Source organism: Pseudomonas sp. S4_EA_1b (genome assembly GCF_016307435.1).
In the GTDB taxonomy this organism is placed as follows: Bacteria; Pseudomonadota; Gammaproteobacteria; order Pseudomonadales; family Pseudomonadaceae; genus Aquipseudomonas; species Aquipseudomonas rhodesiae.
In genome coordinates this window covers 41,397-63,914 of record NZ_JAEILC010000017.1, presented here as the reverse complement: position 1 = coordinate 63,914, position 22,518 = coordinate 41,397, and the positions used below count along the sequence as shown (strand labels likewise).

The window sequence follows — 22,518 nt, the reverse complement described above, 5'->3', positions numbered from 1 at the left end:
GCTGCATCCCTGAACCGATAGGAGTTATCACCATGAACGCCATTACCCAAACCGAAGCCCGCGCCATCCAAGCCCCTGCTCTGGAAGCAGCCGACCCGACCAAGAACCTGATTCTGGTTCCGCTGTCGCGGCTGGTGTCGCGCCCGACCGGGCGCAACGTGCGCAAGACCCCGCGCATGTCCACTCCCGAACTGGCCGCATCTATCCAGCGTGTGGGCCTGCTGCAAAACTTGATCGTCATTGCCGCCGCCGATGGCGAGCATTACGAAGTCGTGGCCGGTGGCCGTCGCCTTGCAGCCTTGAAGCTGCTGGCGAAGAAGCACCACATCAGCAAGGAATGGGACGTGCCTTGCCTGCTGGTGGCCGATGGCACGGCCCGCACCGCCAGCCTCACCGAGAACGTACAGCGCGAAGCCATGCACCCCGCCGACCAGTTCGAGGCATTCGCCGCACTGGTGGCCGAAGGTAGGCCAATCGAAGACATAGCGGCAGATTTCAGCGTTTCCCCGCTGGTGGTGCAGCGCCGCTTGAAGCTGGCGAACGTCTCGCCCCGACTGCTGGCCGACTACCGCGCCGAAGCCGTGACGCTCGATCAGTTGATGGCCCTTGCCATCACCGACGACCACGCCGCACAGGAGGCCGCGTTCTACGATGCGCCGACATGGCAGCGCAGCCCGCACAACCTGCGCGACCGCCTGACCGAACGCGAAATCGACGCCTACCGGCATCCGCTGGTGCGCTTCGTCGGGCTGGACGGCTACGAGCAGGCAGGCGACGGCATCCGCCGCGACCTGTTCGCGGAAGGCGACAAGGGCGTGTATCTGACCGATGCCAGCGCTGCTGGAACGGCTGGCACAAGACAAGCTGGCAGGCATCGCCGCCGAGGTGCAGGCCGAAGGCTGGGCGTGGGTGGATGCCACGCCGGGCGTGACCCATGCCGACCTGCAAGCCTTCCAGCGTGCGCCGAGGGAACGCCGCAACCCGAACAAGCGCGACGCGCAGCGTATCGAGAAGCTGCAAACCAAGATGCAGGAAGTGGCCGAAGCCGTGGATGCCGCGCTGGACGACGAGGACGAGGAAAAGGCCGATGCCTTGCAGGAGGAAGGCGAGCGCCTGGGCGAGCAGTTGCAGGCGCTGGAAGATGGCTTGCAGGACTACGGGGAAGCCGTCAAAGCTGCCGCCGGCGCTATCGTCACCATCGACCGCAACGGCGAGGCCGTGATTCATCGTGGCCTGCTGCGCGAAGCCGAGGCCAAGGCACTGCGCACGCTTGAACGGCTGAGGCAGGGTTTCGGCAGTGACAGCGAAGCCGGGAACGACGACACAGGCGAGGAAGCCGACGACGCCCCCAAGCCCGCCGCCATGTCCGACCGGCTGGCGCAACGCTTGAGCGCCCACCGTACCGCCGCGCTGCAAATCGAGGTGGCCCGGCATCCGCAGGTGGCGCTGGCCGCCCTGGTGCATGGCATGGTGCAGACTGTCTTGCAAGGCAGCCACTACGGCCACGATCTGCCGCTGGGTGTGAAGCTGACCCAGCAGGATCGGCTGGAAGGCATGGCCCCGGACTGGCCGGAATCGCCCGCCGCTGTGGCACTGCGCGAACTGCAACAGGTAGCGGGTGAAGCCTTGCCGGAGGACAGCGCCGGACTGTTCGCCGCACTGCTGGCGAAGCCGCAGGATGAACTGGTGCGTCTGCTGGCCGTATGCGTGGCATCCACGGTCGATGTGGTGACGCCCCGCGCCACGCAGTACCAGCCGGGTGCCGAACTGGCGCAGGCGGTGGGGCTGGACATGGCGGCATGGTGGCAACCGACCGCAGACGGCTATTTCCAACATGTTCCGAAGGCGGTGATTTTGGAAGCCGTGGGCGAATTCGCACCGGAGCACGTCACCAGGCTGGCGAAGTTGAAAAAAGGCGACATTGCCAGCGAAGCCGAACGGCTGGCCGATGGCACCGGCTGGATGCCTGCCATCTTCCGTGCCGAAGCCCCGCAGCAGGACGCGCAAGACGTGGCGGCAGCCCAGGAAGCCGAAGCGCCGGAAGAAGTTGCCGCCGTGGCGGATGAGCAGCCGCAGGCCGAGGCTCTGGCCGCGTGATCTTCCCTTTTGTGAAGCAAGCGCCTTGGTTTCGGCCAAGGCGCTTTGCTGTCCGATCAACACCGGCCCCAAGCCGTTCCGCCTTGGGGCCGGTGGTCAAAAATCCGGTCGCAGCAGTGGCCGCGCCCGGTCGAAAGACCCAGCGGTCACGTGGCAGGTCAGCGACCTGCCAGGGCTTTTAGTACAAAGTCGGCGCGCTGCGCTACGCCGACCTTGGGCAACAGCGAAACGGTATAGCCCAGCGCCGGATAGGTGCGCTGGAGCCGCTCGAATTCCAGCCGCGCGGCAGCCATGTCATGGCGGCGCTCCGCGTCCTGCACATAAATGTCCGGCCACGGCGGTGCCAGGAAAACATGCGGATGGTAGCGATACTGCTGGCCAAGTTTGTCCAGCACAGGCTCGCCGGTCAGCGCCTGCAGTGCTGCTGCAGAGTCGATCACGCCACGGTCGAAGAACACCCATTGCGAGTTGTCGTGTGCAGCATTGGCATGGTCTTCCCGCGCCATGTCGATGGCTCGGCGCAAGAAGGCCACCATGTCGAGCCACGGCAAAGCTCGTCCGTCCGTGTGCGTTTGTTCCTGCACGATGCGCCGTCCCGGTTCTTCCACCACGGCATATCCGCGTTGCTGGAGTTCGGTGAGCAGTGTTGATTTACCGCCGCCTGAGCAGCCGGAAATGACGATGAAGTGGTTCATGGTGTGGGTATCCGAGTCATAAGTAGAGCATGGCGCCGCTGGCAACAGTGGGGAATGCAAGGCGTGTCGGCGCACTGCGCCGCCGGGCTTTCGGGCTGCGCCCCGTGCCATCTTCGCCGTCACGGCCATTCGGCATTAATCCCTCACGCCTTCGCGCCTGCGGCGCTGCGCTTGCGTTGAAAATCGCGCCTCGCCGCAATGGGCGGGCTTGTGGAACTACGCCCCGGCTTGCTGCCGCAGGTTGCACGAAAGCGTGCCGTCCTCGACGCTGGCGGTTCGTCGCCTGTACGTCACGAAGGACGGTTCACCGACACGCCACCCGGCCTTGCAATGGAGCTTCCACGCCACGCTTCAAGCAAGAGGCCGCCTGCTACGTCAGGGACGCTTTCACCTTGTCGTCGGGCGTTGTCTTTGCCCGTGCCAGGGCGCAAGCCGGTGAAGCCGTCACGCGGGAAGCCGAGTCGGCCATGTTCCTTTCGGAGCGGGTCGGCCCAAGGCGTCCTGTCTGTTTGTGAATCCTGGCGGTGGCCGGGCTTCTATGACTGCAACCTTCCAGCGAAAACAATTTCCCCTGCGCTACGCGCATTCCTCGCGGGACAAATTCTTTTCGCTTCCAGGTGCTCCACTGCGTTGCGCCCGCAAGCGGTGCAGCCAGCCCGTCCCCCGCCGGTCGGATCACAACAGGACGCGATGGGCGCGAACCCTGTTCAAACGAAAGGAGATTCATCATGGCAAACATCGGCACCTTCACCGCAGAGAAAGACGGCTTCACCGGCACGCTCCGCACCCTGACCCTCAACGTCAAGCTGGTTGCCAACGACAAAGGCGAGAACGAAAACGCCCCCGACTTCCGCCTTCAGGCGGCTGGCCACGACATCGGCGCAGCGTGGAAAAAGACCAGCGAGGCCGGACGCCCCTATGTGTCCGTGACCCTGGACGATCCTTCGTTCCCGGCGACGGTCTATGCCCGTCTGATCGAGAACGAGGACGGCACGCACGACCTGATCTGGTCGCGCAGCAAGCCGAAGGCGGCCTGACAGCCGCCACTGAGCCCCGTGCATTGCGGCGGGGCTCAGTATCTCTCAGTTGCAATAGCTCACGTTCGCCTCAGGCAAGCGCGATCTTTCTATCTACACCGCAAAAATCAGCAATCACTCCAATCAATGCTTGTGCCTGCGAAGACAGAGCAGATGGCATGGGAGCCTGGGGAGAAAACGCAGCTGATTCCAATGCAAGTGCCACATCAAACGCCGCTGACCCCGTAAGGTTTCTTGCGAAAAATTCGGCTAAAAGATCGGCTTTGACGTTACTGGCTTGTTGCTGAAGTTCCTGTTGAAGCGTATCAGCAAGCCCAGGTTGAGCCGCGACACCCTCTACTAGTGCTGCTGCCATGCGACCGACCTTTTCCGTGAAGGCTTGCCCTGACAAGCCATAACGTATTCCACGCTCAATGATCTGACGGCGTTGCTCTTGATCCTCAGCAATAAATTCTCTAAGAATGAAGTCCATCGCAATCATGAAATGTGAGCATGTGGCATAAAAGAGCCTCCATGCATAATTTCCAGAAGCAATTTGTACCAACAAATATCCAATATCTTCAAGCCAGGCGTTGCACCCATCGAAATTCAGAGAATGAAGAAGGCGAGATTTGCTTTCTTCGTACCTGCCACGCCAGTCACCACTCAGTCGACCAAGAGAGCCTGATTCTAGATCGGCATGAAAATCTTCCTCGGTGATACGTTCCTTGTGGCTGCGTGCGCTATTGGTTAATCTCGAAAGGAATTTTCCGTCCAATACCCGGACATTATGTTGAAGACCAAACTCACGGACATCAGGCCTAGAATCCGTTGTTGCCACAATGCACGAGTCAAGATCTAGAACTGACTGAAGGCCTTTCGCCCAAAAAATGCGCTCCAAAGCCTGTGGTGTCTTCTTGTTCTTGATATCGACGCAGATGCGTTCTCTGCTGAGAGGCGAATTACGCGCGTATAGCCACAGATCAACATCAGTCACATCGAATCTATGGAATGTAAATTTGACTCCCCTGGCGACATAGTAGCCAATGCTTAGGAAGTAGTTCCGCAATGCTTCCTCCGCGACAGAGCCCTTTGGTGGTTGGACTTTCATCGCTTGAGCCCACCGGTTCTGATTTCTTGGAGCAAGTTGCGCGCATTGAGCTTCACCGCCTCTGTAGAATTTTTTCGTTGCACCTCTCGATTCAATTCCGGTGCAACGTATTCAGTGATTCGCGCGCCAGGAATATGCGAAACGCTCTCGGCTGTTATATCACCATCTTCGATTACGGCCAGTGCAAGTCGCCCCACCTCAGGCTTTAGGAGTCTCATAGCGAACATTCCATTGTCAGCAGGTGTCACAGCGACGACGCCTTTTAGCTCAAGGGCTTGATAGTCGCTTCCAATGGCAGTGGCAGGGCCGACGCTATAACCTGCGATTAGCTTATTCATGAGGGCTGAAACCATCTGGATGCGGCCACGGTAGTAGCTGCTGACAGTCATTCCGTAGGTGAGTGATGCAACCAATGCTTTGGCCAAATCCAACGCATCGTCCGCGATGGAGTTGCTGAATTTTGAAAATGCGGCCGGACGGGTAACAAAGTAGCTTTTTCCCTGATCATTGCCCACGACGCTGACGTCAAATAGTCCAATGGAATGAAGCCGTGCGAAAAGATCCTGCCCCAGAATCCGGTTAACCGTCTCCAGTGGCAGGCAGCCTGTTTCTTGAAGCTTCTGATTCACTTCTGTCAGAAGTACGGCCTCTGGGGATTTTAAAGTAGATAAAATTGCATTGACCTTCCGCGCCTCATCGCGCCGGAATAGGTTGCCATTAAAAAGAAGTTTCTCTTGAGCCGAGATCGGCTCAGAGTCAAAGAAGCCGATATTGGTTGCAAGGTTCAGCGTATCACCAACCTGCTTGCGAGAGAGCTTCAATTGATCGGAAACGACCTCGGTGATGGCTTTGTCCGTAGTAGGAGTCTCGGAGGCAATCTCTGATACGAAGATTACTGCTTCTTCATGTGCTTCGTGGCTGCTTTCATCGAAAATTCTGGACGTGTGCTCAAGCACGCTATGTCCAGTAAGCCCAAGGACTTCCACCCCTCCGTTGCCCGGCAGCACTAGTCTTTGCCGTGCGAGTTCTGCGACGATTGCCGGAAGTTCTGTTTTGGGACTGATGTGGTTGGCTCGTGCGAGGGCCTCTAAGCGTTGCTGCGCGACAACGCTTTGCTTTTCCGCAGAGATTGCGGATAGCAACGTGCCACTTTTCCCAGCGAACGCGATCGAGTCGAAGTCTTGATTCGTTGTTGCTTGAAGTTTTCTTGCGTGATGCAGCAGCCACGCGCCTTGAGTCTTCTTATCCATGAACATCCCGTTACTTGATAGACAATAGTTCTTGTTCTATTCGCTTAAGCAAGCGCTCTACCTTATTCATGTCGTCGCCTGCATAGGCTAGCGTCAGCAGTGTGAGCGGATGCACATCCATGACCTCGCACAGCTCGGTCAGCTTGTGCATGGTCGGGCTTTTCAAGTCACGTTCGAGCGAACTCATATATGTACGACTCGACACGTCGGAGAACGCTTCCTGGCTTAAACCACGCGCTTTCCTGACTGTCCGTATGGCCGTCGCCAATGAGTGTTTCGCTGCTGCCAACTTGGTTTCCCCACAAATACCAAGATGACAGCCCATTGCGCCCAATAGGGCTACAATCTATAGTGTTCATTTGTCTTTTTGTGCCTTTGCTGAAATCCGCATTCGCGGCTTTCTTCAAAAGCGGAGAGCCTGATCCGTGTCTTTCCTGACTTCCGTGCATGTGCCTTCGTGCTTCTACGTCTCTGCGGATACGTGGGATTGCGCATTGGTGCTTTCGTTGGAAGGCGTGAAAGCGTCTCTGCTACTCCGTACATCCGTGGGAGTACGGCCATGACTCCACTCATCACCGCCGACGAGCGCATGCACCTGCAGGCCAACGGTCAGGCCCGCGCTGCCGGGCAGGACACCGACCCGCTGCCGGTGGTGCGCCTGTTCACGCCAGATGCGCATGCCACTTGGCTGCTGGCCTCGCTCGACCCAGCCGATGGCGATACCGCCCACGGCCTGATCGACTTGGGAATTGGCATGCCTGCGCTGGGTACTGTGAAGTTGTCCGACCTGGCCGCCATCGTCGGGCCGCGCCAGCAGCCCGTGATGCGGGATCGCTACTTCCAGCCGGTGCGGCGGCTGTCGGAATACCTGCGACTGGCCGAAGACAACGGCTCAATCACCGATTGAGTGCCACCGCCAAGCGGGGAGCACTGTGTCTATTTCGGTCTGATCTGTGACCCGTTCGGTCTGAATCGGCAGTATTGCACCGCAGTGGTGCGTGCCTGATCGAAACGGTCATGCTCTCTGGCGCGGGCTGCGGCAAGCTGACCGACGCGGCATGCCATTGGAGTGCGTTGCCGCCGTCGCACTCGGACGATTTCAGCAACGCATCGGAGTTCATCGGTCTTGACACAGCCAGCTTACGCTTCACCCATGACGTTTTGACGATGGCTTCGTAGCACGCCGTTTCGCCGTGGCGACGCACCCCCAGCACAGGGAGGTTGCCGCATGGCTGATCGCAGCGCCGAGCCGTGGTATGCCACGGCGGCCTATCTCTACGTTCTGCATCTGGATGGACCGGCGCTGGCCTGGGAGTACCTGCGCCGTCATCCAGACTATCGGCACGACTGGCTCCGCCGTCGTCGCCAACCGGATGCTGCCGGGCATTGGGGGCTTCGCCTGCTGGAAGATCCCGCTCTGGATGCGCGGGACGCGCACCCGGCCTGGTTCCCCGATCACGATGCGGTGGTGCAGCTCTACCCGGATGCCGATCCGCCGCCCGATGCCCTGTGCTTTGAGTTCTGGAAGCTGCCGGGCCACAAACACCTGATCCATGACGGCAAGCGCCTGGTGCTGGTGGCGCGCTGGCCCGGCTGCTGCCTGCGTTTCGTGCTCGCGCCAGGCTTGGCCGATGGCATGGCTTACGCCTATGCCATCCGGGCCTGCGCCGCGCCTTGCGAACGCTATGCAGCCCTGGCGAGCGAATTGAACAAGATCGCCGTAGCCGCCGGTGCCGCACCTGCGGCGACCGTCCGGCCACGTCCGCCGCTGTCCGCATTGCTGGAGTTGCACACGCTTCAGGCGCTGGACGCGACGCTGGCGGGTGCGTCCTTGCGCGAAGTCGCCGAAGGGCTGTTTGGTGTGGAAGCCGTTGCCGCCGACTGGCACGCCGACAGCGCTCTGCGCGCTCGCGTGCGGCGGCTGGTGCGCAGAGGCGATGGGCTGATGCGCGGCGGCGGTTATCGCCGTCTGGCACAGCTTCCGGCTGTCACTCCGCATGAGGGGGGACGTTTCGCATCCGCAGCAGAACGTCCCTGAGCAAGAGCCTCAAGTTTCTTGAGACTGCCTCCATCCGGCTGCGCTGTGTGGCCGGGCTTGATGGAGGTACATCCCATGCGACCCGCTCCTTTACGGCCTGCCGCCGCTGCTGTAGCTGCGCCCGCGCAGCCCCAACGCTACCTGACCAACGACGAAGCCGCCGACTACCTGCGCCTGTCACCGCGCACGCTGGAAAAACAGCGCGTCATCGGTGGTGGCCCGAAGTTTCGCAAGTTCGGTCGCCGCGTCATGTACGCCGTGGCCGACCTCGATGCCTGGGCGGAAACGCGCAGCTTCGAGACCACTTCCGACCCTGAATATGCCGAGCACCACTCGGCTGACAGCCGTGCGCGCTGATCGGCGCATCGTCGGTGGCTATCGCCATGTCTCGCCCACCAGGGCACGCCTTGCAGCAGCGCGAACAGCTCGACCTGTTCCGCGCACTGCCGGGCGAGGACATGGCACCGCGCGATGCCCAGGACTTGATGGCCTACCCGTTCTTCTCGCTGGCGAAGTCGCGGCGCACCGCGCCGATCGACTTCCGCAGCGGCCACATCACCATCCGCGTGGAAGGCACGCAGGAGCATGGTATTGCCACTATCTGGGATGCCGACATCCTGATCTGGGCGGCCAGTCAGATCGTCGAAGCCAAGGACGCGGGCATCCAGCCGTCCCGGCGGATGCAGGCTACGCCCTACGAGATCCTGCGCTTCATCGGGCGCGGCAAGTCGCTGCGCGACTACCAGCGCCTCAAGGCCGCACTCGACCGACTGCAATCGACCACGGTGGCCACGTCCATCCGCGAAACGACGGGAAGGCGGCTGCACCGATTCTCGTGGATCAACGAGTGGAAAGAGCTGGCCGATGCCAACGGCACGCCGCTGGGCATCGAGCTGATCCTGCCGGACTGGTTCTATGCGGGCGTGCTGGACGCTGCTCTGGTGCTGACCATCGACCCGGCGTATTTCCGGCTCACGGGTGGTATCGAGCGTTGGCTGTATCGCCTGGTGCGCAAGCACGGCGGCAAGCAGGAGCACGGCTGGCAGTTCGACTTCCGCTATCTGCACCAGAAATCCGGCAGCACCGCCAAGCCCTACGACTTCGCCTGCGATTTGCGCGCCCTGGTCGCCCGGCAATCCTTGCCTGGTTACGCGCTGGGCATCGTGCGCATGCCGGAAGACAACATGGAGTTGCTGACTTTCCGGCCCGTGCCACCCACGGCACGGGGATAACTTCGGGACAAGCTGTGGATGGGGTCGTGCTATCGGGCGTGCGGGGTGTCGTGCTATCAGGCGTGTCCCTATCGTGCTATCAGGCGTGCCAATCGGCCGCAAAGCCGCGCCAGCACTGGGTTTTCTCGCCCTCTAACTTACCTAACTTAAATTCTCTAACTTTTAGTAGAGAAGCAACGTTGCGGTGGACAACTGCCGAACCGCAAAAAAGCCAGCAGCCTGAAAGGCGAAATCAGCTCACAACCCAACCCCGTTCGGCACGGCAAAAACAGCCCGTTCTTCCAGACTGGAGGGCCGCGCCATGATCATCGCCTTGCTCAACCAGAAAGGCGGCGTCGGCAAGACCACGCTCGCCACCCACATCGCAGGGGAACTGGCATTGCGAGGCCAGCATGTCGTTCTGCTGGATGCTGACCCGCAGGGTTCCTCACTGGACTGGACACAGCGCAGAAGCCAGCAGGGCTTGCCACGTCTGTTTAGCGCCGTGGGCCTGGCACGCGAAACGCTACACCAGGAAGCCCCAGAACTCGCCAGGCGAGCCGATCACGTCATCATCGACGGGCCACCCAGGATCGCTGCCTTGGCGCGCTCTGCGCTGCTGGCGGCCGAGCGCGTGCTGATCCCGGTGCAGCCTAGCCCATACGACCTCTGGGCCAGCGCCGAGATGGTGGCGCTGATCCGTGAGGCCCAGGTGTTCCGGCCTGCGCTACGCGCGGCCTTCGTCATCAACCGGCGCGTCAGCACCACGGTAATCGGGCGCGAAGCACGGCAGGCCTTGGCCGAACAGCCGTTGCCAGCGCTGCGCAGCGAGGTGCGCCAGCGCATCGTCTTTGCCGACAGTGTGGCTGCGGGTCGATTGGCGCGGGAGACAGCCCCCGATAGCGCGGCAGCGCAGGAAATCACCGCGCTGGTCGATGAGCTGCTGCGGTGGCCGTCATGAGCGACAACAGCAACCCACCCAACGGCAAACGCCCGGCCAAGCGGGTAGGCATCGGCGCGCGTCCGCCCGCCAATCCGCACGCCGAGGCGTGGATTCGCCAAGGCGATGCCGATGTGCTGGGCAAGGGCGACCTCTACACGGCTCGCCTCACTCTCGACATCACGCCCGCGCTGCGGGCGCGCATCAAAGTGTCGGCCTTCACGCAAGGCGTGACCGTGGCTGACCTGCTGCGCGGTTTGCTGGAGCGCGAGTTTCCAGAACACCGCAGGGAGAACACGCCATGACCGCATCCGCATTGTCTGCTACCGCACGTGCCGCCATCGCGGTCACGGCTGAGCACGCTGCACCTTCCAGGCCGCCTAGCAGCGCACCGATGACGCGCGTATCGCTCGCCTACATCGAATCCAGCTTCAAGCTCTACCTGCGCTTCGGCAAACCAGCGCGCACGCTCCAGCTCGACCGCTGGCGGCGTTGCGCCATGTTCATGCCAGGTGCAATCCTCTGCCGCGTTCGTTGGCAGGCCAACGACTACGGCACGATCCGCTGGCAGCTCATGGTGATGCAGGCTGCTACGCCGCTCGATGCCGTACAGCGCATCCCAGGCGTGCAGCCAGGCGCGTGCCTGCTGCTGCACGCAGAAGGCGATGCCAACGTGCGCGCCGTGCTGGAGCGCATCGACGCCATCGAAGCGCTGGGCATCGCCGCCATCGACGTGTCGCCCGCGTACTGGCGCACGCTGGGCAACCGTCTGGCGGCTCGCCTTGCGCTGCCCGAATACACCGCCGAGCGGCACGCCGCTTGGTTGGCCGGGAAGGTGCTGCCATGACTGCCCATCCCACCACCGCACACACACCCAAAGCCGCGCCGCTTCCTCGCTCGCGCCTGCGCGCTCGCCTCGTGCTGGCGGGCTTCGCCGCCGTCGGCTTCGCTGCGCTGGCCTGGGCGGCTTTCGTGTCGCCGCTGCCGCGTCTGACCTACAACCCGTCCGACAGCGTGGCGGTCGGCTGGTATCGCATCGAACCGTTTGACCCGCGCACCACCTCGCTGCCACGTCCGCTGTCCGTGGAAAGCATCGTGCTGGTGCCGCTGCCCGACAGGGCCGCCATGCTCGCTGCGCAGCGCGGCTACCTGCCGACGCGCGTGCCGCTGCTCAAACGTGTAGGCGCGGTCGCGCCGCAACACGTTTGCATCGTCTCCGGGCGGGTACGCATCGACGGCGTGCCTTCGGCCACCGTGCTGCCTGCCGACCGGCTGGGCCGGCCGCTGCCATCCTTGCAGCTTTGCCGCCGCCTTGAACCGGGCGAACTGTTCCTGTTGAGCGTGACAAATCCGGCGTCGTTCGACAGCCGGTATTTCGGCCCGGTCAGCGCATCCGCCGTGATCGGCGTCGCGCATCCGGTCTGGCTGGAGACGCGCCCATGATGGCCGCCGATTCGCTGCACGTTGCCGTGCATCTCATCGTGCCATCAGGCGTGTCGTTCCGGCTGTTGCTACCGTGTCGTCGCGCATGCAGTGCGGATGCATTCGCATCGCACTTCGCGCTGTCTTCGGCGCAGCCGTCCGATGTGCAGGCGTCTTGCCTCGAACGCGCTAGGCCTGCGGCCCCAGGCTTGTCCATCTGCGCGTTCGCCGGTGGGCTGGCTGCGGGTGCAGCAGAGCCACCGGGCCGCCGATGCCCGGAGCGGGAGCCAGGGGTAAAGGCGGAAGGCAAGACAAAAGGACGCGGCACTGGGCCACGTCGAAAGCCTGTCTGCACATGGGGGTGGCGCGGCACGGAGCGGCTTCGCCGCCGTGCCGCGTGGGGCGCGAGGCCCGCGCCAATGCAGGCATGTCTGCGTGCTTCGCACGACCGGACACGCCGTAGCTTGCGGGGAGCGCAGCCATGACCGACCACCGCGACGACGATTTCCGCGTGCGTCCCAGCGCCCCGAAGAACCGGGGCAAGGGCCAAGGGCAGAGCTTCGTTTCCAAGGTGCTCAAGCAGGCGGGCAAGGCCAGCGGCGGCAAGTCTTCGGTGCGCCATTCCGCAGCCGGTGGCAGCGGCGCACGCGCAGGCCAGCGGCCCGGCTCGCGCTTGGGGCGCGGCCACACGGCGGCACGCTTCGCGGGCGCGAAGCTGACGCCCATGTCGCGGCGCGTGACCATCAAGACGCTGCTGGTCAATCAACGCAATGCCAGCCCGCAATCGCTCGCCAAGCATCTGCGCTACATCGAGCGCGACGGCGCCGGTCGCGATGGCGAACCGGGCCGGGCCTATGGGCCGCAGAGCGACGAAGCCGACCTGGATGCCTTCAAGGAGCAGGCCGCCGACGACCGGCACCATTTCCGCTTCATCGTCTCCCCGGAGGACGGCGCCGAGCTGGACGACCTGCGCACCTATACCCGGCATCTGGTGAATCGGATGGAAGCCGACCTGGGCACGCGCCTTGATTGGGTGGCGGTCGATCACTGGAACACCGACAACCCGCACACCCACCTGATCGTGCGCGGGCGCGACGATACCGGCAAAGACCTCATCATCGCGGGCGACTACATCGCCCACGGTTTCCGCCATCGCGCCGCCGAGCTGGCGACGGAATGGCTGGGGCCGCGCACCGAACTGGAGATCCAGCAGACTTTGCAGCGCGAGGTGGAGCAAGAGCGGTGGACGAGCCTCGACCGCACGTTGCAGCGCGAGGCCGGCGAGGAGGGCCGGGTGCAGATCGAACGCTTCAACGAACCTCGGCTGCAACGCCAGCGCCTGCTGCTGATCGGCCGCCTGCAACGTTTGCAGCGCCTGGGCCTAGCCGACGAGACGCAGCCCGGCACCTGGGCCGTCCATGCGGACGCGGAGAAGACCTTGCGCGCCCTGGGCGAGCGTGGCGACATTATCCGCACCATGCAGCGGGCCATGAGCGGCAAGCCGCGCGAGCTGGCGGTGTTCGAGCCGGACGACGACGGCCGTACCGTCATCGGCCGAGTGGCTGCAAAGGGACTGGCCGACGAGCTGCACGACCGCGGCTATCTGGTCATCGACGGCGTGGACGGCAAGGCCCACTACGTCGCGCTGAACGCCCGCGACGAACCGGCGAACTATCCCACCGGCGCGGTGGTGGAGGTGCGCGGTTCCGCCGAGGTGCGGGCCGCCGACAAGAACATCGCCGCGCTGGCGAGCGATGGCCTGTACCGCACCGATCATCACCTGGCGATCGAGCAAGGCCGGGCCAAGCCCGGACGCGATCCGCAGGAAGTTATCGCGGCACATGTCCGCCGGCTGGAAGCCTTGCGCCGGGCGGGCATCGTGGAGCGCGTGGCCGAAGGGCTATGGAGGGTGCCGGACGACCTGGCCGAGCGTGGCCGCCAGTACGACGAGCAGCGGCTGGGCGGCGTGGCGGTGGAACTGAAATCGCACCTGCCGATCGAGCGGCAGGCCCGCGTAATCGGCGCGACCTGGCTCGACCAGCAATTGATCGGCGGTGGCCGAGGGCTGGGCGACCTGGGCTTTGGTGGCGAGGTCAAGAACACCCTGCAACAGCGCGCCGACTTCCTCACCGAACAGGGGTTGGCCGAACGGCGCGGGCAGCGCGTGATCCTCGCCCGCAATCTGTTGGGCACGCTGCGCAATCGGGAGTTGGCGCGGGCCGCGAAGGACATCGCCGGCGAAACTGGCCTGGAGCATCGGCCAGTGGCCGATGGGCAGCGCGTGGCCGGCATCTACCGGCGCTCGGTCATGCTCGCCAGTGGGCGCTATGCGATGCTCGATGACGGCATGGGATTCAGCCTAGTGCCGTGGCGGCCAGTGATCGAACAACGGCTGGGGCAGCAGATCGCCGCGACGGTGCGCGGCGGCGGGGTGTCGTGGGAGGTAGGGCGCGCCCGAGGGCTGTCAGTCGGCTGACGCCTGGCTCAGCCACGGCCTTGTACCAAGCTCCCCCACGATCCAGTCTGTGAACGCCCGCGTCTTGGCTGGCACCAATCGCGCGGATGGATGCACCAGGTAGACCGTCTCGTTGTTCTCCACGGGATGGTCGGGAAGTACCGGCACCAGCCGGCCGCTGCACAGTTCCGGGCCGGCCAGCCAGTCGGACACCATTGCGATGCCTGCACCGGAAACGGCTGCTTGTACGAGGCTTTGCGCATCGTCCGTGACCAGCGGGCCTGCGATCCGAATCGCCGTTGCCTTGTCGCCGTCGCGCAGGTGCCAAAGAGGATGGGAGGCCAAGCGCGAGAACCCCAGGCAGGCGTGTTGCGCAAGATCGGCTGGCCGGACAGGCGTGCCGTGCGCTTGCAGATAGGCGGGCGACGCACAAAGCAAGCGCCGCGATGGCGCGAGCCTGCGTGCCACCAGCCTGCTGTCGGCCAATGTTCCGATGCGGACAGCCACATCGAAGGACTCCGCCACCAGATCGACATAACGATCCTCGAAGGCCGCTTCCACGAGCAGATCGGGATAAGTTGCCAAGAAGGCGGGAAGGATCGGGGCAACCCACATCCGGCCGAAGGTCGCAGGCAAGGCGATGCGCAGCGTGCCGCGCACGCCGGTCGCCGCTGCTGCGGTGTCCTGCTCGATCTCCTGCAAGGCTTGCAAGGCCCCGCGCATGCGCTGATGGAAGGCTTCGCCCGCTTCGGTCAATGCCAGCCTTCGCGTGGTGCGCTCCATGAGGCGCACGCCCAGGCGCCTTTCCAATGCCGTGACGCGCCGCGAGAGGATGGAGCCATCACGCCCCAGCGCCTGCCCGGCAGAGTTGAATCCGCCATGCTCGATGGCGGCCAAAAAAGCTGTGATTTGCTCGAACTCAGTGCCGTTCATATCTGCATTATTTGCAGTAGTCATATGTATTTAGGCCATATTATCATCTTCCGGTGAATTAATTAACCTGTAGGGCAATCGTCAAGCCCTCGGCTCTATGCGCATCCGGCGTGGACGGAGGGCGCATTGGAGTTGTAATGGAAAAGACACGTTCAGCGGTCGCCGTGGAAGACCGATACAAGATACTGGCGGCGATCTGCGTCTCCGCGATCATCATCCCTCTGGTTTTCACTGGCCCGGCCATATCCACGCCGGCGGTCGGGCGCGACTTAGGCGGAGACCAATCCAGCTTGAGCTGGATCGTCAACGCCTACGCCATCGCGTTCGGTGGTTGCGTCATGGCCGCAGGTGCCATCGGTGACCAGATCGGCCGCAAGCGTTGCTTCGTGGCAGGACTCTGGATATTCATCGCCACGTCGCTGCTGATCGGCCTGACCCCCAGCCTACTGTTGCTCAACCTGCTGCGCGCCGCCGAAGGTGTCGGCGGCGCTTTGGTGCTGACCTCGGCCACGTCGCTGCTGGCACAGGAGTTCGAGGGAGCGGAACGCACTCGGGCTTTCAGCTTCCTGGGGACCGCGTTTGGCGTCGGTCTTGCATTCGGACCAATGGCGTCAGGATTCCTGATCGAGCACTGGGGCTGGCGTTCGCTTTACTTCGCCATCGCGCTGATCGCTGTTTTGATCCTGCTGCTAGGTACGCCAAGAATCAGGGAGTCTCGTGACCCCAATGCCCAAGGCATCGACTGGCCAGGCACCATGCTGTTCACGGCCGCCCTTGTGTCTCTGACGTTCGGTATCGTGCGCGGGCCGCAAGACGGCTGGGCTAGCCTGCGCGTGCTGTCGCTGCTGAGTTGCACTGTTCTCCTGTTCGGCGCCTTCGCCACCGTGGAACTACGTCGTCCGCGACCCATGTTGGAACTCGCCCTGTTCCGTTATCCGCGCTTCATCGGCGTGCAGTTGCTGCCGGTGGCGACCGGGTTTAGCTTCATCGCCCTGATCGTCTATGTGCCGATCTGGTTCATGGTCATCCAGGGACGCGATGCGTTCACGGCCGGTCTTGCAATCCTTCCGTTGACCGCGCCGATGCTGGTAGTGCCGCTGCTGGCCGGGCGAGTAGCCCAGCACATCTCACCCGGCTTGCTGTCGGGCATCGGCTTCCTCATCTCCGCACTTGGCGCCTGGCTGTTGATGGGCCTGTCTGCTGACGGGAGCTTGTGGGCGATGGCGATCCCCATGCTGCTGATTGGCATCGGCAATGGTCTCCCGTGGGGCTTGATGGATGCCTTGTCGGTCAGCGTGGTTCCCAAGGAGCGCGCAGGAATGGCGGCCGGCATCTTCACCACTATGCGCGTAGCAGGAGAAGCCATCGCCATTGCCGTAATTGGTGCCGTGTTGGTTGGCTTGACGGCCGCGAATCTGCGCGCAGCGGCAAAGACCGCTTCGCTGTCGCTCCCGCAGAGCGCCACGGCGATCGCCAGCCAGATCGGAGCCAGCGCCGAGCACAGTTCGTCCGTCGACCCCATCAGCACGATAGACGGGGCGGTTATTGAACTTGCCCATCACGCCTACACCTCGGCTTTTCACGGCATCTTTGCTGTCCTGGCCGTGCTCTCAGTCCTAACCGCCGTGGTCTGCATTCTGACGCTGCGACGGTCAGCCGATCAGTAAGGCACATATTTGAAATCTTGAGGCAAGTCAATGAGCGAAACAACAATCAGTGGAAGCCGAGCGATATGGAGCTTCGCCATCTGCGCTGCTTCCTAGCTGTCGCTGAAGAACTGCACTTCGCCCGCGCAGCAGAGAAGCTGCACATAGAGCAGTCGCCCTTGTCGCGCGCCATCAAGGAACTGGAAGAAGAACTGGGCGTGGTGCTGTTTGCGCGAACTACGCGCAGCACGCGGCTGACCCGTGCGGGCAAGCTGTTCTTGGAGCATGTGCCGCGCGTCTTCTCTGCCTTGCAGCAGGCCCGCGACAGCGTGAAGGCAGCGGCCAACGGTTTCCACAGCCAATTGCGCATTGCACTATCCGACGGTATGACGCCCTCGCGTCTGCCGGCCTTGTTGGCACTGTGTCGGCAGGAAGAACCCGAGGTTGAAATCCGCTTCTTCGAGGTGCCGCTGTCGCAACAGATCAAAGGGCTGCACGGCGACCTGTACGACGTGGGCTTTGCGCGCGCTGATGAGGTCGGTGATGGCCTCATTGCCGAGCCGGTATGGAGTGATCCGCTGATGGTGGCCGTGCCGGCACGGCATCCCCTGCTGGCCCACAAGCGCATCCCTTTGGAAGAACTGCTGCGCTATCCCCTGGTGCTGTGCGATCCGCAGGCGTGCGAGGGCCATGCCCGGCAAGTGGATCGTGTGCTGCGCCGTGTGGACATGGAACCGCTGGTGGCCGAACGGGTGGCGTCCTGCGACCTGATGATGGCGCTGGTGTCCGCAGGCATCGCCCTGGGGCTGACGGGCTGCGCGCACATCTTGGCCAGCCAGGAACCTGGCGTAGTGGCACGGCCACTGACAGGCCGTTCACCGCTGCTGACGACCTACTTGCTGCGTCCGGGAGGCGAGCCTTCGGAAATGCTCGCCCGCTTCATCGACCGTGTGCAGGCCATCGAATCACCCGAAGGTAGCAGGCCCACGCCGGGTCTTGATGCCGACTCCCTGGAGGAACCCGCATGATGAGAAACTCCATTCCGTTCCTGCTGGCCGTGGCATTAACCGCTTGCGGCCAATCGGAAACGCCAAAGCAGGCCCAGGTGCCGACCGTGGAGGAACTGGCCGCCGATCCGGCACTGCTGAAGGAGCTGCGCCAGCAGTGCAAGACTGATCGCGCCAGGCTTGGCGACGTGCTGTGCAATCGAGTCGCCGAGGCTACGCGCAAGCGGTTCTACGGCGATGGCAACACCCCGTACACGCCCCCGAAGGAACCGCCCAAGTTCTGATCGCGGTCGATTCAACAACATATTCCGTTTTCTCGCCATACACGCCGCAATGCGCCTTCGCTTGCGGCGTTTTTCTTTGGCTCGACGCTGCACGAATTCTTTCCTTTTTCTAGAGCTTTCTCCCGATAGCGGTCTTTGACCGGCACCGACTCGGCACCGATCCTCGCGCTATGCGGCACGTCCTTGTGCTGCGTGTGAACGAGGAATCAGCGCAGAGGAAATCGGAGGCCAGTCAATGCAAGCTCAGGGTGTGCTATTCGGGCAGATCGCGGTTGTTTACAGCATCGTGATCGCCGGTGTGTGGAGTGCAACGCAATGGACAGCCGCCGCTCTGGCCTACCAACTACGCCTTGGCTCGCCCTGGTTCGACTTCTTCGGTACGCCGGTCTATCACCCCTGGCGGCTGTTCGAGTGGTGGTTCTTCTTCGATGCCTACGCGCCGCACGTCTTCGACATAGGCGGCGCCATTGCGGGCGGCAGCGGCCTGGTCGCCGTAGTGGTCGCCATCGCCATGTCGGTGTGGCGTTCGCGGCAATCGCGCCTGGTCACGACCTATGGCTCGGCACGTTGGGCCAATACCGCCGACATTCGCAAGGCCGGGCTGGTGCAGTCTGCCGGCGTCTTTCTCGGTCTGCATGACGGACAGTACCTGCGCCATGAAGGCCCGGAACACGTCCTGACGTTCGCGCCCACGCGCTCGGGAAAAGGCGTGGGCCTGGTGGTGCCGACCTTGCTGTCATGGCCTGCATCGGCAGTGATCCACGACATCAAGGGCGAGAACTGGCAGATCACCGCTGGCTGGCGCTCGCGTTTCTCGCATTGCCTGCTGTTCAACCCCACCGATGCTAGTTCGGCCGCGTACAACCCGCTGCTGGAAGTGCGGCGCGGCGCGCATGAAGTGCGCGACGTGCAGAACATCGCGGACATTCTCGTTGACCCCGAAGGTGCGTTGGAGAAGCGCAATCACTGGGAGAAGACCAGCCATGCGCTGCTGGTCGGCGCCATCCTGCATGTGCTCTATGCGGGCGAAGACAAGACGCTGCGCGGCGTCGCCAACTTCCTCTCCGATCCGGCGTGCCCGTTCGAGCTGACGCTGCACCGGATGATGACGACGAAGCACCTGGGCGATGCACCGCACCCGGTTGTCGCGTCCGCCGCGCGTGAAGTGCTCAACAAGTCGGACAACGAGCGGTCGGGCGTGCTCTCCACCGCGATGAGCTTCTTGGGCTTGTACCGCGACCCCACGGTAGCCGAGGTCACATCACGCTGCGACTGGCGCATCGCCGACCTGATTGCGTCCGAACATCCGGTGTCGTTGTACCTGGTGGTGCCACCTTCGGACATCAGCCGTACCAAGCCGTTGATCCGGCTCATCTTGAACCAGATTGGGCGACGCCTCACCGAATCGCTCGATGGCAGCGACGGCATCGAACGCCGCCACAAGCTGCTACTGATGCTCGATGAGTTCCCGGCGCTGGGCCGGCTCGACTTCTTCGAGACGGCGCTGGCCTTCATGGCCGGCTACGGCATCCGCAGTTTCCTCATCGCGCAGTCGCTCAACCAGATCGACAAAGCCTACGGCCAGAACCATTCGATTCTGGACAACTGCCATGTCCGGGTGACGTTCGCCACCAACGACGAACGCACGGCCAAACGCATTTCGGAAACGCTGGGCACCGCGACCGAACTGCGCGCGCAGCGCAACTACGCCGGCCACCGACTCGCGCCGTGGCTCGGGCATCTCATGGTGTCGCGGCAGGAAACCGCCCGGCCGCTGCTCACCCCTGGCGAGGTGATGCAGCTTCCGCCCGATGAATCCGTGGTGATGGTGTCCAGCGTCGCGCCGATCAAGGCGAAGAAGCTGCGCTACTACGCCGACGCCAATTTCAAGCAACGCGTGCTGCCACCGCCCGCGCTGGCGGCCGGACAGTACGCCGACGTGCCACCGGCCCGCGCCGACGATTGGAGTGGCCTGGCGATCCCCGTCGTGCCCGCCACATCAGCCACGGCATGCGCCGATGACCTGGGTGGCACCGATGACGGCGGCCCGCGCCGCCAACCCGAACTCTCCGAATCCGTCGCTTACGACCCCGAACTGGATGCGCCAGATGACCTGGCGCTGCTCGATGACGACGACGACCTGCCGCTGCCGCTCCCAGGCCAGCTTGACCCGGCCATGCAGCGCACGGCGCGGCTGGCCTCTCTCGACCCCAACGACGGAATCGACTTATGAGCCAATACCGCCTCAACCTGTTCATCCAACACGAGCATGCCAAGCGGCTGGAAAAACTGGCTGCCAAGAAAGGTGTCTCGAAATCCAGCATTGTCGCGGCGGCGCTGGCGTCCTGGCTGTCGCCCGATGCCGGAGACCGGCGCGAGGCCGCCATCGCCAAGCGACTGGATCGCCTGTCGCGGCAGGCCGAACGACTGGAGCGCGACCAGAACATCCAGATCGAAACGCTGGCGCTGTTCATCCGCTACTTCCTGACCGTCAGCACGCCGGTGCCCGAGGCGCATCAGGACGCGGCCCGTGCCCAGGGCAAGGCGCGTTTCGAGCAGTTCATCGAACAGCTCGGCAGGCACCTGCTGCGCGGCCGCAGTCTGGTGCGCGACGTGGTGGAAGAACTGCACCCGGACACCGCGCGCATGGATGACGCGGCGGCGCTGGCCGAAGCCCATGAACGTGCTGCGGAGCGTGCCTCATGAGCGCCGTTCCACAGATCCCACCCGAACCACGCTCGTCGGCCACCACTTCACAGGATCGCCGCATCCAGATGCTGCGCACGGCAATGGGGCCGCTGATCGCCGCCGCGCTCGAAGACCCGGACGTGGTGGAAATCATGCTCAACCCTGATCGCACCCTGTGGGTGGATCGGCTGTCGTCGGGCCGCGCACCGCTGGGCGTCGAGCTGCCCGAAGCCGACGGCGAACGCATCATCCGCCTTGTTGCCGCGCACGTCGGCGCGGAAGTCCATCGCGGCCAACCGCTCTTGACCGCCGAATTGCCCGAGACGGGCGAGCGTTTCGAGGGCATCTTGCCGCCGGCCGCGCCGGGGCCAGCCTTCGCGCTGCGCAAGCGGGCCGTGAGCATCATCGGCCTGGATCGCTATGTGGCCGACGGCATTCTGACTGCCGGTCAGGCGGACTTCCTGCGCCGCGCCGTGCGCGAGCGGCAGAACATCCTGATCGCCGGCGGCACCAGTACCGGCAAGACCACGCTCGCCAATGCCTTGCTCGCGGAAATCGCTGCCACGGGCGATCGCGTGCTGGTGCTCGAAGACACCATCGAGCTGCAATGCGCCGCCCGCGACCATGTGCCGCTGCGCACGCGCGCAGGCGTCGTGTCGATGCAGGAGCTGGTGCGCGCCACGATGCGCCTGCGCCCTGATCGCGTGATCGTCGGCGAGGTGCGCGGCGGCGAAGCCCTGGACTTGGTGAAGGTGTGGGGCACAGGCCATCCGGGTGGCATCGCCACTATCCATGCGGGTTCCGCGCTGGGCGCACTGCTTCGCCTGGAGCAACTGATTCTTGAAGTAGCGGTGAATCCGCCGCGCGCGTTGATCGCCGAGGCCATCAACGTCGTCATCCACATCGCCGGGCGTGGCCGCAAGCGCCACGTCGAAACCATCGCCCGCGTCGTCGGCTTCGACGGCGTGGGCTATCGCCTGGCGGATGCGCTGGAAACGCCGTTTCCCGAGCTGCCGCCAGTTCCTTCCCCGTCCCCTGAACCCTCTGGAGAACTGCCATGACGCAGATGCACATTCATGCTTTCCGCATTTCCGTAAATCCGGCTTCGGCCTGCGCGCGCCTGCTGCGCCTGGCCGCGCCGGCGCAGCACGGCCTGCTGCTGGCCGCCATCATGCTGATGACGGCCGGCACGGCGAAAGCCTCCGGTTCCTCGATGCCCTGGGAAGGGCCGCTGACCTCGATCCTCGAATCCATCCAGGGGCCGGTGGCGCGCATCGTCGCGGTCATCATCATCATTTCCACCGGCCTGGCGCTGGCCTTCGGCGATACCAGCGGCGGCTTCCGGAAGCTGATCCAGATCGTCTTCGGCCTGTCCATCGCGTTCGCAGCTTCGAGCTTCTTCCTGTCGTTCTTCAGCTTCTCCGGCGGGGCCGTCGTATGAGCACCGCCAACGAAGGAGCGCCGGGCTTCGCGTCCGGCTTCGAGATCCCGCTGCATCGCTCGCTCACCGAACCGATCCTGCTCGGCGGCGCGCCGCGCACCGTGGCGATCGCCAACGGCACGCTGGCCGCCGCCGTCGGGCTGGGCCTGCAACTGTGGATTCCCGGTGCGGTGCTCTGGATCGTCGGCCATTCGCTGGCGGTGTGGGGTGCCCGCGTCGATCCGCAGTTCATGCAGGTCTTCGCCCGGCACATCAAGCACAAACCGCTGCTGGACGTATAGGGG

Annotated in this window: 23 protein-coding genes and 1 pseudogene; 19 read left to right on the top strand and 5 right to left on the bottom strand. The window is 63.7% G+C overall.

Translation table 11 applies throughout. The annotated features are described in order from the left end of the window. The first annotated feature begins 32 nt into the window (after positions 1-32). A pseudogene (locus YA0848_RS06690) lies at positions 33-2,097 on the top strand (chromosome partitioning protein ParB). Positions 2,098-2,255: 158 nt separating this feature from the next. On the opposite strand, the gene YA0848_RS06685 reads toward YA0848_RS06690, so the two are convergent. Continuing rightward, the gene (locus YA0848_RS06685) at positions 2,256-2,792 is read right to left on the bottom strand and encodes an AAA family ATPase (RefSeq protein WP_198712276.1); all 537 of its coding nucleotides are present in this window, start codon (positions 2,790-2,792) and stop codon (positions 2,256-2,258) included. Between the two features lie 728 nt (positions 2,793-3,520). Between YA0848_RS06685 and YA0848_RS06680 the strand changes: the two genes are divergently transcribed. Next, the gene (locus tag YA0848_RS06680; protein WP_198712277.1) at positions 3,521-3,829 is read left to right on the top strand and encodes a DUF736 domain-containing protein; all 309 of its coding nucleotides are present in this window, start codon (positions 3,521-3,523) and stop codon (positions 3,827-3,829) included. Positions 3,830-3,899: 70 nt separating this feature from the next. Here the strand turns inward: YA0848_RS06680 and YA0848_RS06675 are convergent, their stop codons facing one another. The 3 genes from YA0848_RS06675 to YA0848_RS06665 are packed head-to-tail and all read right to left on the bottom strand — an operon-like array spanning position 3,900 to position 6,494. Further along, positions 3,900-4,919 carry a hypothetical protein gene (locus YA0848_RS06675; RefSeq protein WP_198712278.1) on the bottom strand — a complete coding sequence of 340 codons (1,020 nt, stop codon included), beginning with the start codon at positions 4,917-4,919 and terminating at the stop codon, positions 3,900-3,902. Next, positions 4,916-6,169 (bottom strand): hypothetical protein, encoded by a 1,254-nt coding sequence (locus YA0848_RS06670; RefSeq protein WP_198712279.1) that lies wholly within the window; start codon positions 6,167-6,169, stop codon positions 4,916-4,918. Before YA0848_RS06670 ends, YA0848_RS06675 begins: the two co-directional genes overlap by 4 nt. 10 nt (positions 6,170-6,179) lie before the next feature. Further along, positions 6,180-6,494 (bottom strand): helix-turn-helix domain-containing protein, encoded by a 315-nt coding sequence (locus YA0848_RS06665; protein ID WP_198712309.1) that lies wholly within the window; start codon positions 6,492-6,494, stop codon positions 6,180-6,182. Between the two features lie 234 nt (positions 6,495-6,728). Here YA0848_RS06665 and YA0848_RS06660 point away from each other — a divergent pair, with 234 nt between their 5' ends. From YA0848_RS06660 to YA0848_RS06620, 9 genes are all read left to right on the top strand, one after another. Then, positions 6,729-7,076: a DUF2958 domain-containing protein gene (locus YA0848_RS06660; RefSeq protein WP_198712280.1), complete on the top strand. Its 348-nt coding sequence runs from the start codon at positions 6,729-6,731 to the stop codon at positions 7,074-7,076. 321 nt (positions 7,077-7,397) lie between these two features. Then, the gene (locus tag YA0848_RS06655) at positions 7,398-8,207 is read left to right on the top strand and encodes a DUF2285 domain-containing protein (RefSeq protein WP_198712281.1); all 810 of its coding nucleotides are present in this window, start codon (positions 7,398-7,400) and stop codon (positions 8,205-8,207) included. 75 nt (positions 8,208-8,282) lie between these two features. Beyond that, the gene (locus YA0848_RS06650) at positions 8,283-8,564 is read left to right on the top strand and encodes a helix-turn-helix domain-containing protein (RefSeq protein ID WP_010280414.1); all 282 of its coding nucleotides are present in this window, start codon (positions 8,283-8,285) and stop codon (positions 8,562-8,564) included. Between the two features lie 26 nt (positions 8,565-8,590). Next, positions 8,591-9,439 (top strand): replication initiator protein A, encoded by an 849-nt coding sequence (locus YA0848_RS06645; protein ID WP_198712282.1) that lies wholly within the window; start codon positions 8,591-8,593, stop codon positions 9,437-9,439. Positions 9,440-9,740: 301 nt separating this feature from the next. Beyond that, a complete protein-coding gene (gene parA / locus YA0848_RS06640) occupies positions 9,741-10,379 on the top strand; it encodes a ParA family partition ATPase (protein WP_198712283.1) in 639 nt (212 codons plus the stop codon). Further along, positions 10,376-10,663 carry a chromosome partitioning protein ParB gene (locus YA0848_RS06635; RefSeq protein WP_198712284.1) on the top strand — a complete coding sequence of 96 codons (288 nt, stop codon included), beginning with the start codon at positions 10,376-10,378 and terminating at the stop codon, positions 10,661-10,663. The genes parA and YA0848_RS06635 overlap by 4 nt, the downstream gene beginning before the upstream one ends. After that, positions 10,660-11,205, top strand: coding sequence for a DUF2840 domain-containing protein (locus YA0848_RS06630; RefSeq protein WP_198712285.1), 546 nt, complete (start codon positions 10,660-10,662; stop codon positions 11,203-11,205). The genes YA0848_RS06635 and YA0848_RS06630 overlap by 4 nt, the downstream gene beginning before the upstream one ends. Continuing rightward, positions 11,202-11,801, top strand: a complete 600-nt coding sequence (locus YA0848_RS06625; protein WP_198712286.1) for a S26 family signal peptidase — start codon at positions 11,202-11,204, stop codon at positions 11,799-11,801. Before YA0848_RS06630 ends, YA0848_RS06625 begins: the two co-directional genes overlap by 4 nt. A gap of 460 nt (positions 11,802-12,261) precedes the next feature. Next, positions 12,262-14,256, top strand: a complete 1,995-nt coding sequence (locus tag YA0848_RS06620; protein ID WP_198712287.1) for a DUF3363 domain-containing protein — start codon at positions 12,262-12,264, stop codon at positions 14,254-14,256. Here the strand turns inward: YA0848_RS06620 and YA0848_RS06615 are convergent. Continuing rightward, positions 14,245-15,168: a LysR family transcriptional regulator gene (locus YA0848_RS06615; protein WP_198712288.1), complete on the bottom strand. Its 924-nt coding sequence runs from the start codon at positions 15,166-15,168 to the stop codon at positions 14,245-14,247. The genes YA0848_RS06620 and YA0848_RS06615 overlap by 12 nt on opposite strands. Positions 15,169-15,305: 137 nt before the next feature. Between YA0848_RS06615 and YA0848_RS06610 the strand changes: the two genes are divergently transcribed. The 8 genes from YA0848_RS06610 to YA0848_RS06575 all read left to right on the top strand — a co-directional run bounded on the left by YA0848_RS06610 (position 15,306) and on the right by YA0848_RS06575 (position 22,515). Further along, a complete protein-coding gene (locus tag YA0848_RS06610) occupies positions 15,306-16,835 on the top strand; it encodes an MFS transporter (protein WP_198712289.1) in 1,530 nt (509 codons plus the stop codon). A gap of 65 nt (positions 16,836-16,900) precedes the next feature. Further along, positions 16,901-17,842 carry a LysR family transcriptional regulator gene (locus YA0848_RS06605; RefSeq protein WP_198712290.1) on the top strand — a complete coding sequence of 314 codons (942 nt, stop codon included), beginning with the start codon at positions 16,901-16,903 and terminating at the stop codon, positions 17,840-17,842. Then, complete coding sequence (locus YA0848_RS06600) at positions 17,842-18,105, top strand: EexN family lipoprotein (RefSeq protein ID WP_198712310.1); 264 nt, start codon at positions 17,842-17,844, stop codon at positions 18,103-18,105. The genes YA0848_RS06605 and YA0848_RS06600 overlap by 1 nt, the downstream gene beginning before the upstream one ends. 235 nt (positions 18,106-18,340) lie before the next feature. Beyond that, positions 18,341-20,338, top strand: coding sequence for a conjugal transfer protein TraG (locus tag YA0848_RS06595; RefSeq protein ID WP_198712291.1), 1,998 nt, complete (start codon positions 18,341-18,343; stop codon positions 20,336-20,338). After that, complete coding sequence (locus YA0848_RS06590; RefSeq protein ID WP_198712292.1) at positions 20,335-20,811, top strand: CopG family transcriptional regulator; 477 nt, start codon at positions 20,335-20,337, stop codon at positions 20,809-20,811. The genes YA0848_RS06595 and YA0848_RS06590 overlap by 4 nt, the downstream gene beginning before the upstream one ends. Further along, entirely contained in the window at positions 20,808-21,854 is a 1,047-nt protein-coding gene (gene trbB, locus YA0848_RS06585) for a P-type conjugative transfer ATPase TrbB (RefSeq protein WP_198712293.1), read from the top strand. Before YA0848_RS06590 ends, trbB begins: the two co-directional genes overlap by 4 nt. Beyond that, complete coding sequence (locus YA0848_RS06580) at positions 21,851-22,234, top strand: TrbC/VirB2 family protein (RefSeq protein ID WP_198712294.1); 384 nt, start codon at positions 21,851-21,853, stop codon at positions 22,232-22,234. The genes trbB and YA0848_RS06580 overlap by 4 nt, the downstream gene beginning before the upstream one ends. Next, positions 22,231-22,515 (top strand): VirB3 family type IV secretion system protein, encoded by a 285-nt coding sequence (locus tag YA0848_RS06575; protein ID WP_121040493.1) that lies wholly within the window; start codon positions 22,231-22,233, stop codon positions 22,513-22,515. Before YA0848_RS06580 ends, YA0848_RS06575 begins: the two co-directional genes overlap by 4 nt. Positions 22,516-22,518 lie beyond the last annotated feature (3 nt).

Bases quoted from the DNA above. Each gene is read 5' to 3' on its own strand.
- YA0848_RS06685 (WP_198712276.1), bottom strand. From the start codon at position 2,792: ATGAACCACTTCATCGTCATTTCCGGCTGCTCAGGCGGCGGTAAATCA.
- YA0848_RS06680 (WP_198712277.1), top strand. From the start codon at position 3,521: ATGGCAAACATCGGCACCTTCACCGCAGAGAAAGACGGCTTCACCGGC.
- YA0848_RS06675 (WP_198712278.1), bottom strand. From the start codon at position 4,919: ATGAAAGTCCAACCACCAAAGGGCTCTGTCGCGGAGGAAGCATTGCGG.
- YA0848_RS06670 (WP_198712279.1), bottom strand. From the start codon at position 6,169: ATGGATAAGAAGACTCAAGGCGCGTGGCTGCTGCATCACGCAAGAAAA.
- YA0848_RS06665 (WP_198712309.1), bottom strand. From the start codon at position 6,494: ATGGGCTGTCATCTTGGTATTTGTGGGGAAACCAAGTTGGCAGCAGCG.
- YA0848_RS06660 (WP_198712280.1), top strand. From the start codon at position 6,729: ATGACTCCACTCATCACCGCCGACGAGCGCATGCACCTGCAGGCCAAC.
- YA0848_RS06655 (WP_198712281.1), top strand. From the start codon at position 7,398: ATGGCTGATCGCAGCGCCGAGCCGTGGTATGCCACGGCGGCCTATCTC.
- YA0848_RS06650 (WP_010280414.1), top strand. From the start codon at position 8,283: ATGCGACCCGCTCCTTTACGGCCTGCCGCCGCTGCTGTAGCTGCGCCC.
- YA0848_RS06645 (WP_198712282.1), top strand. From the start codon at position 8,591: ATGTCTCGCCCACCAGGGCACGCCTTGCAGCAGCGCGAACAGCTCGAC.
- parA (WP_198712283.1), top strand. From the start codon at position 9,741: ATGATCATCGCCTTGCTCAACCAGAAAGGCGGCGTCGGCAAGACCACG.
- YA0848_RS06635 (WP_198712284.1), top strand. From the start codon at position 10,376: ATGAGCGACAACAGCAACCCACCCAACGGCAAACGCCCGGCCAAGCGG.
- YA0848_RS06630 (WP_198712285.1), top strand. From the start codon at position 10,660: ATGACCGCATCCGCATTGTCTGCTACCGCACGTGCCGCCATCGCGGTC.
- YA0848_RS06625 (WP_198712286.1), top strand. From the start codon at position 11,202: ATGACTGCCCATCCCACCACCGCACACACACCCAAAGCCGCGCCGCTT.
- YA0848_RS06620 (WP_198712287.1), top strand. From the start codon at position 12,262: ATGACCGACCACCGCGACGACGATTTCCGCGTGCGTCCCAGCGCCCCG.
- YA0848_RS06615 (WP_198712288.1), bottom strand. From the start codon at position 15,168: ATGAACGGCACTGAGTTCGAGCAAATCACAGCTTTTTTGGCCGCCATC.
- YA0848_RS06610 (WP_198712289.1), top strand. From the start codon at position 15,306: ATGGAAAAGACACGTTCAGCGGTCGCCGTGGAAGACCGATACAAGATA.
- YA0848_RS06605 (WP_198712290.1), top strand. From the start codon at position 16,901: ATGGAGCTTCGCCATCTGCGCTGCTTCCTAGCTGTCGCTGAAGAACTG.
- YA0848_RS06600 (WP_198712310.1), top strand. From the start codon at position 17,842: ATGAGAAACTCCATTCCGTTCCTGCTGGCCGTGGCATTAACCGCTTGC.
- YA0848_RS06595 (WP_198712291.1), top strand. From the start codon at position 18,341: ATGCAAGCTCAGGGTGTGCTATTCGGGCAGATCGCGGTTGTTTACAGC.
- YA0848_RS06590 (WP_198712292.1), top strand. From the start codon at position 20,335: ATGAGCCAATACCGCCTCAACCTGTTCATCCAACACGAGCATGCCAAG.
- trbB (WP_198712293.1), top strand. From the start codon at position 20,808: ATGAGCGCCGTTCCACAGATCCCACCCGAACCACGCTCGTCGGCCACC.
- YA0848_RS06580 (WP_198712294.1), top strand. From the start codon at position 21,851: ATGACGCAGATGCACATTCATGCTTTCCGCATTTCCGTAAATCCGGCT.
- YA0848_RS06575 (WP_121040493.1), top strand. From the start codon at position 22,231: ATGAGCACCGCCAACGAAGGAGCGCCGGGCTTCGCGTCCGGCTTCGAG.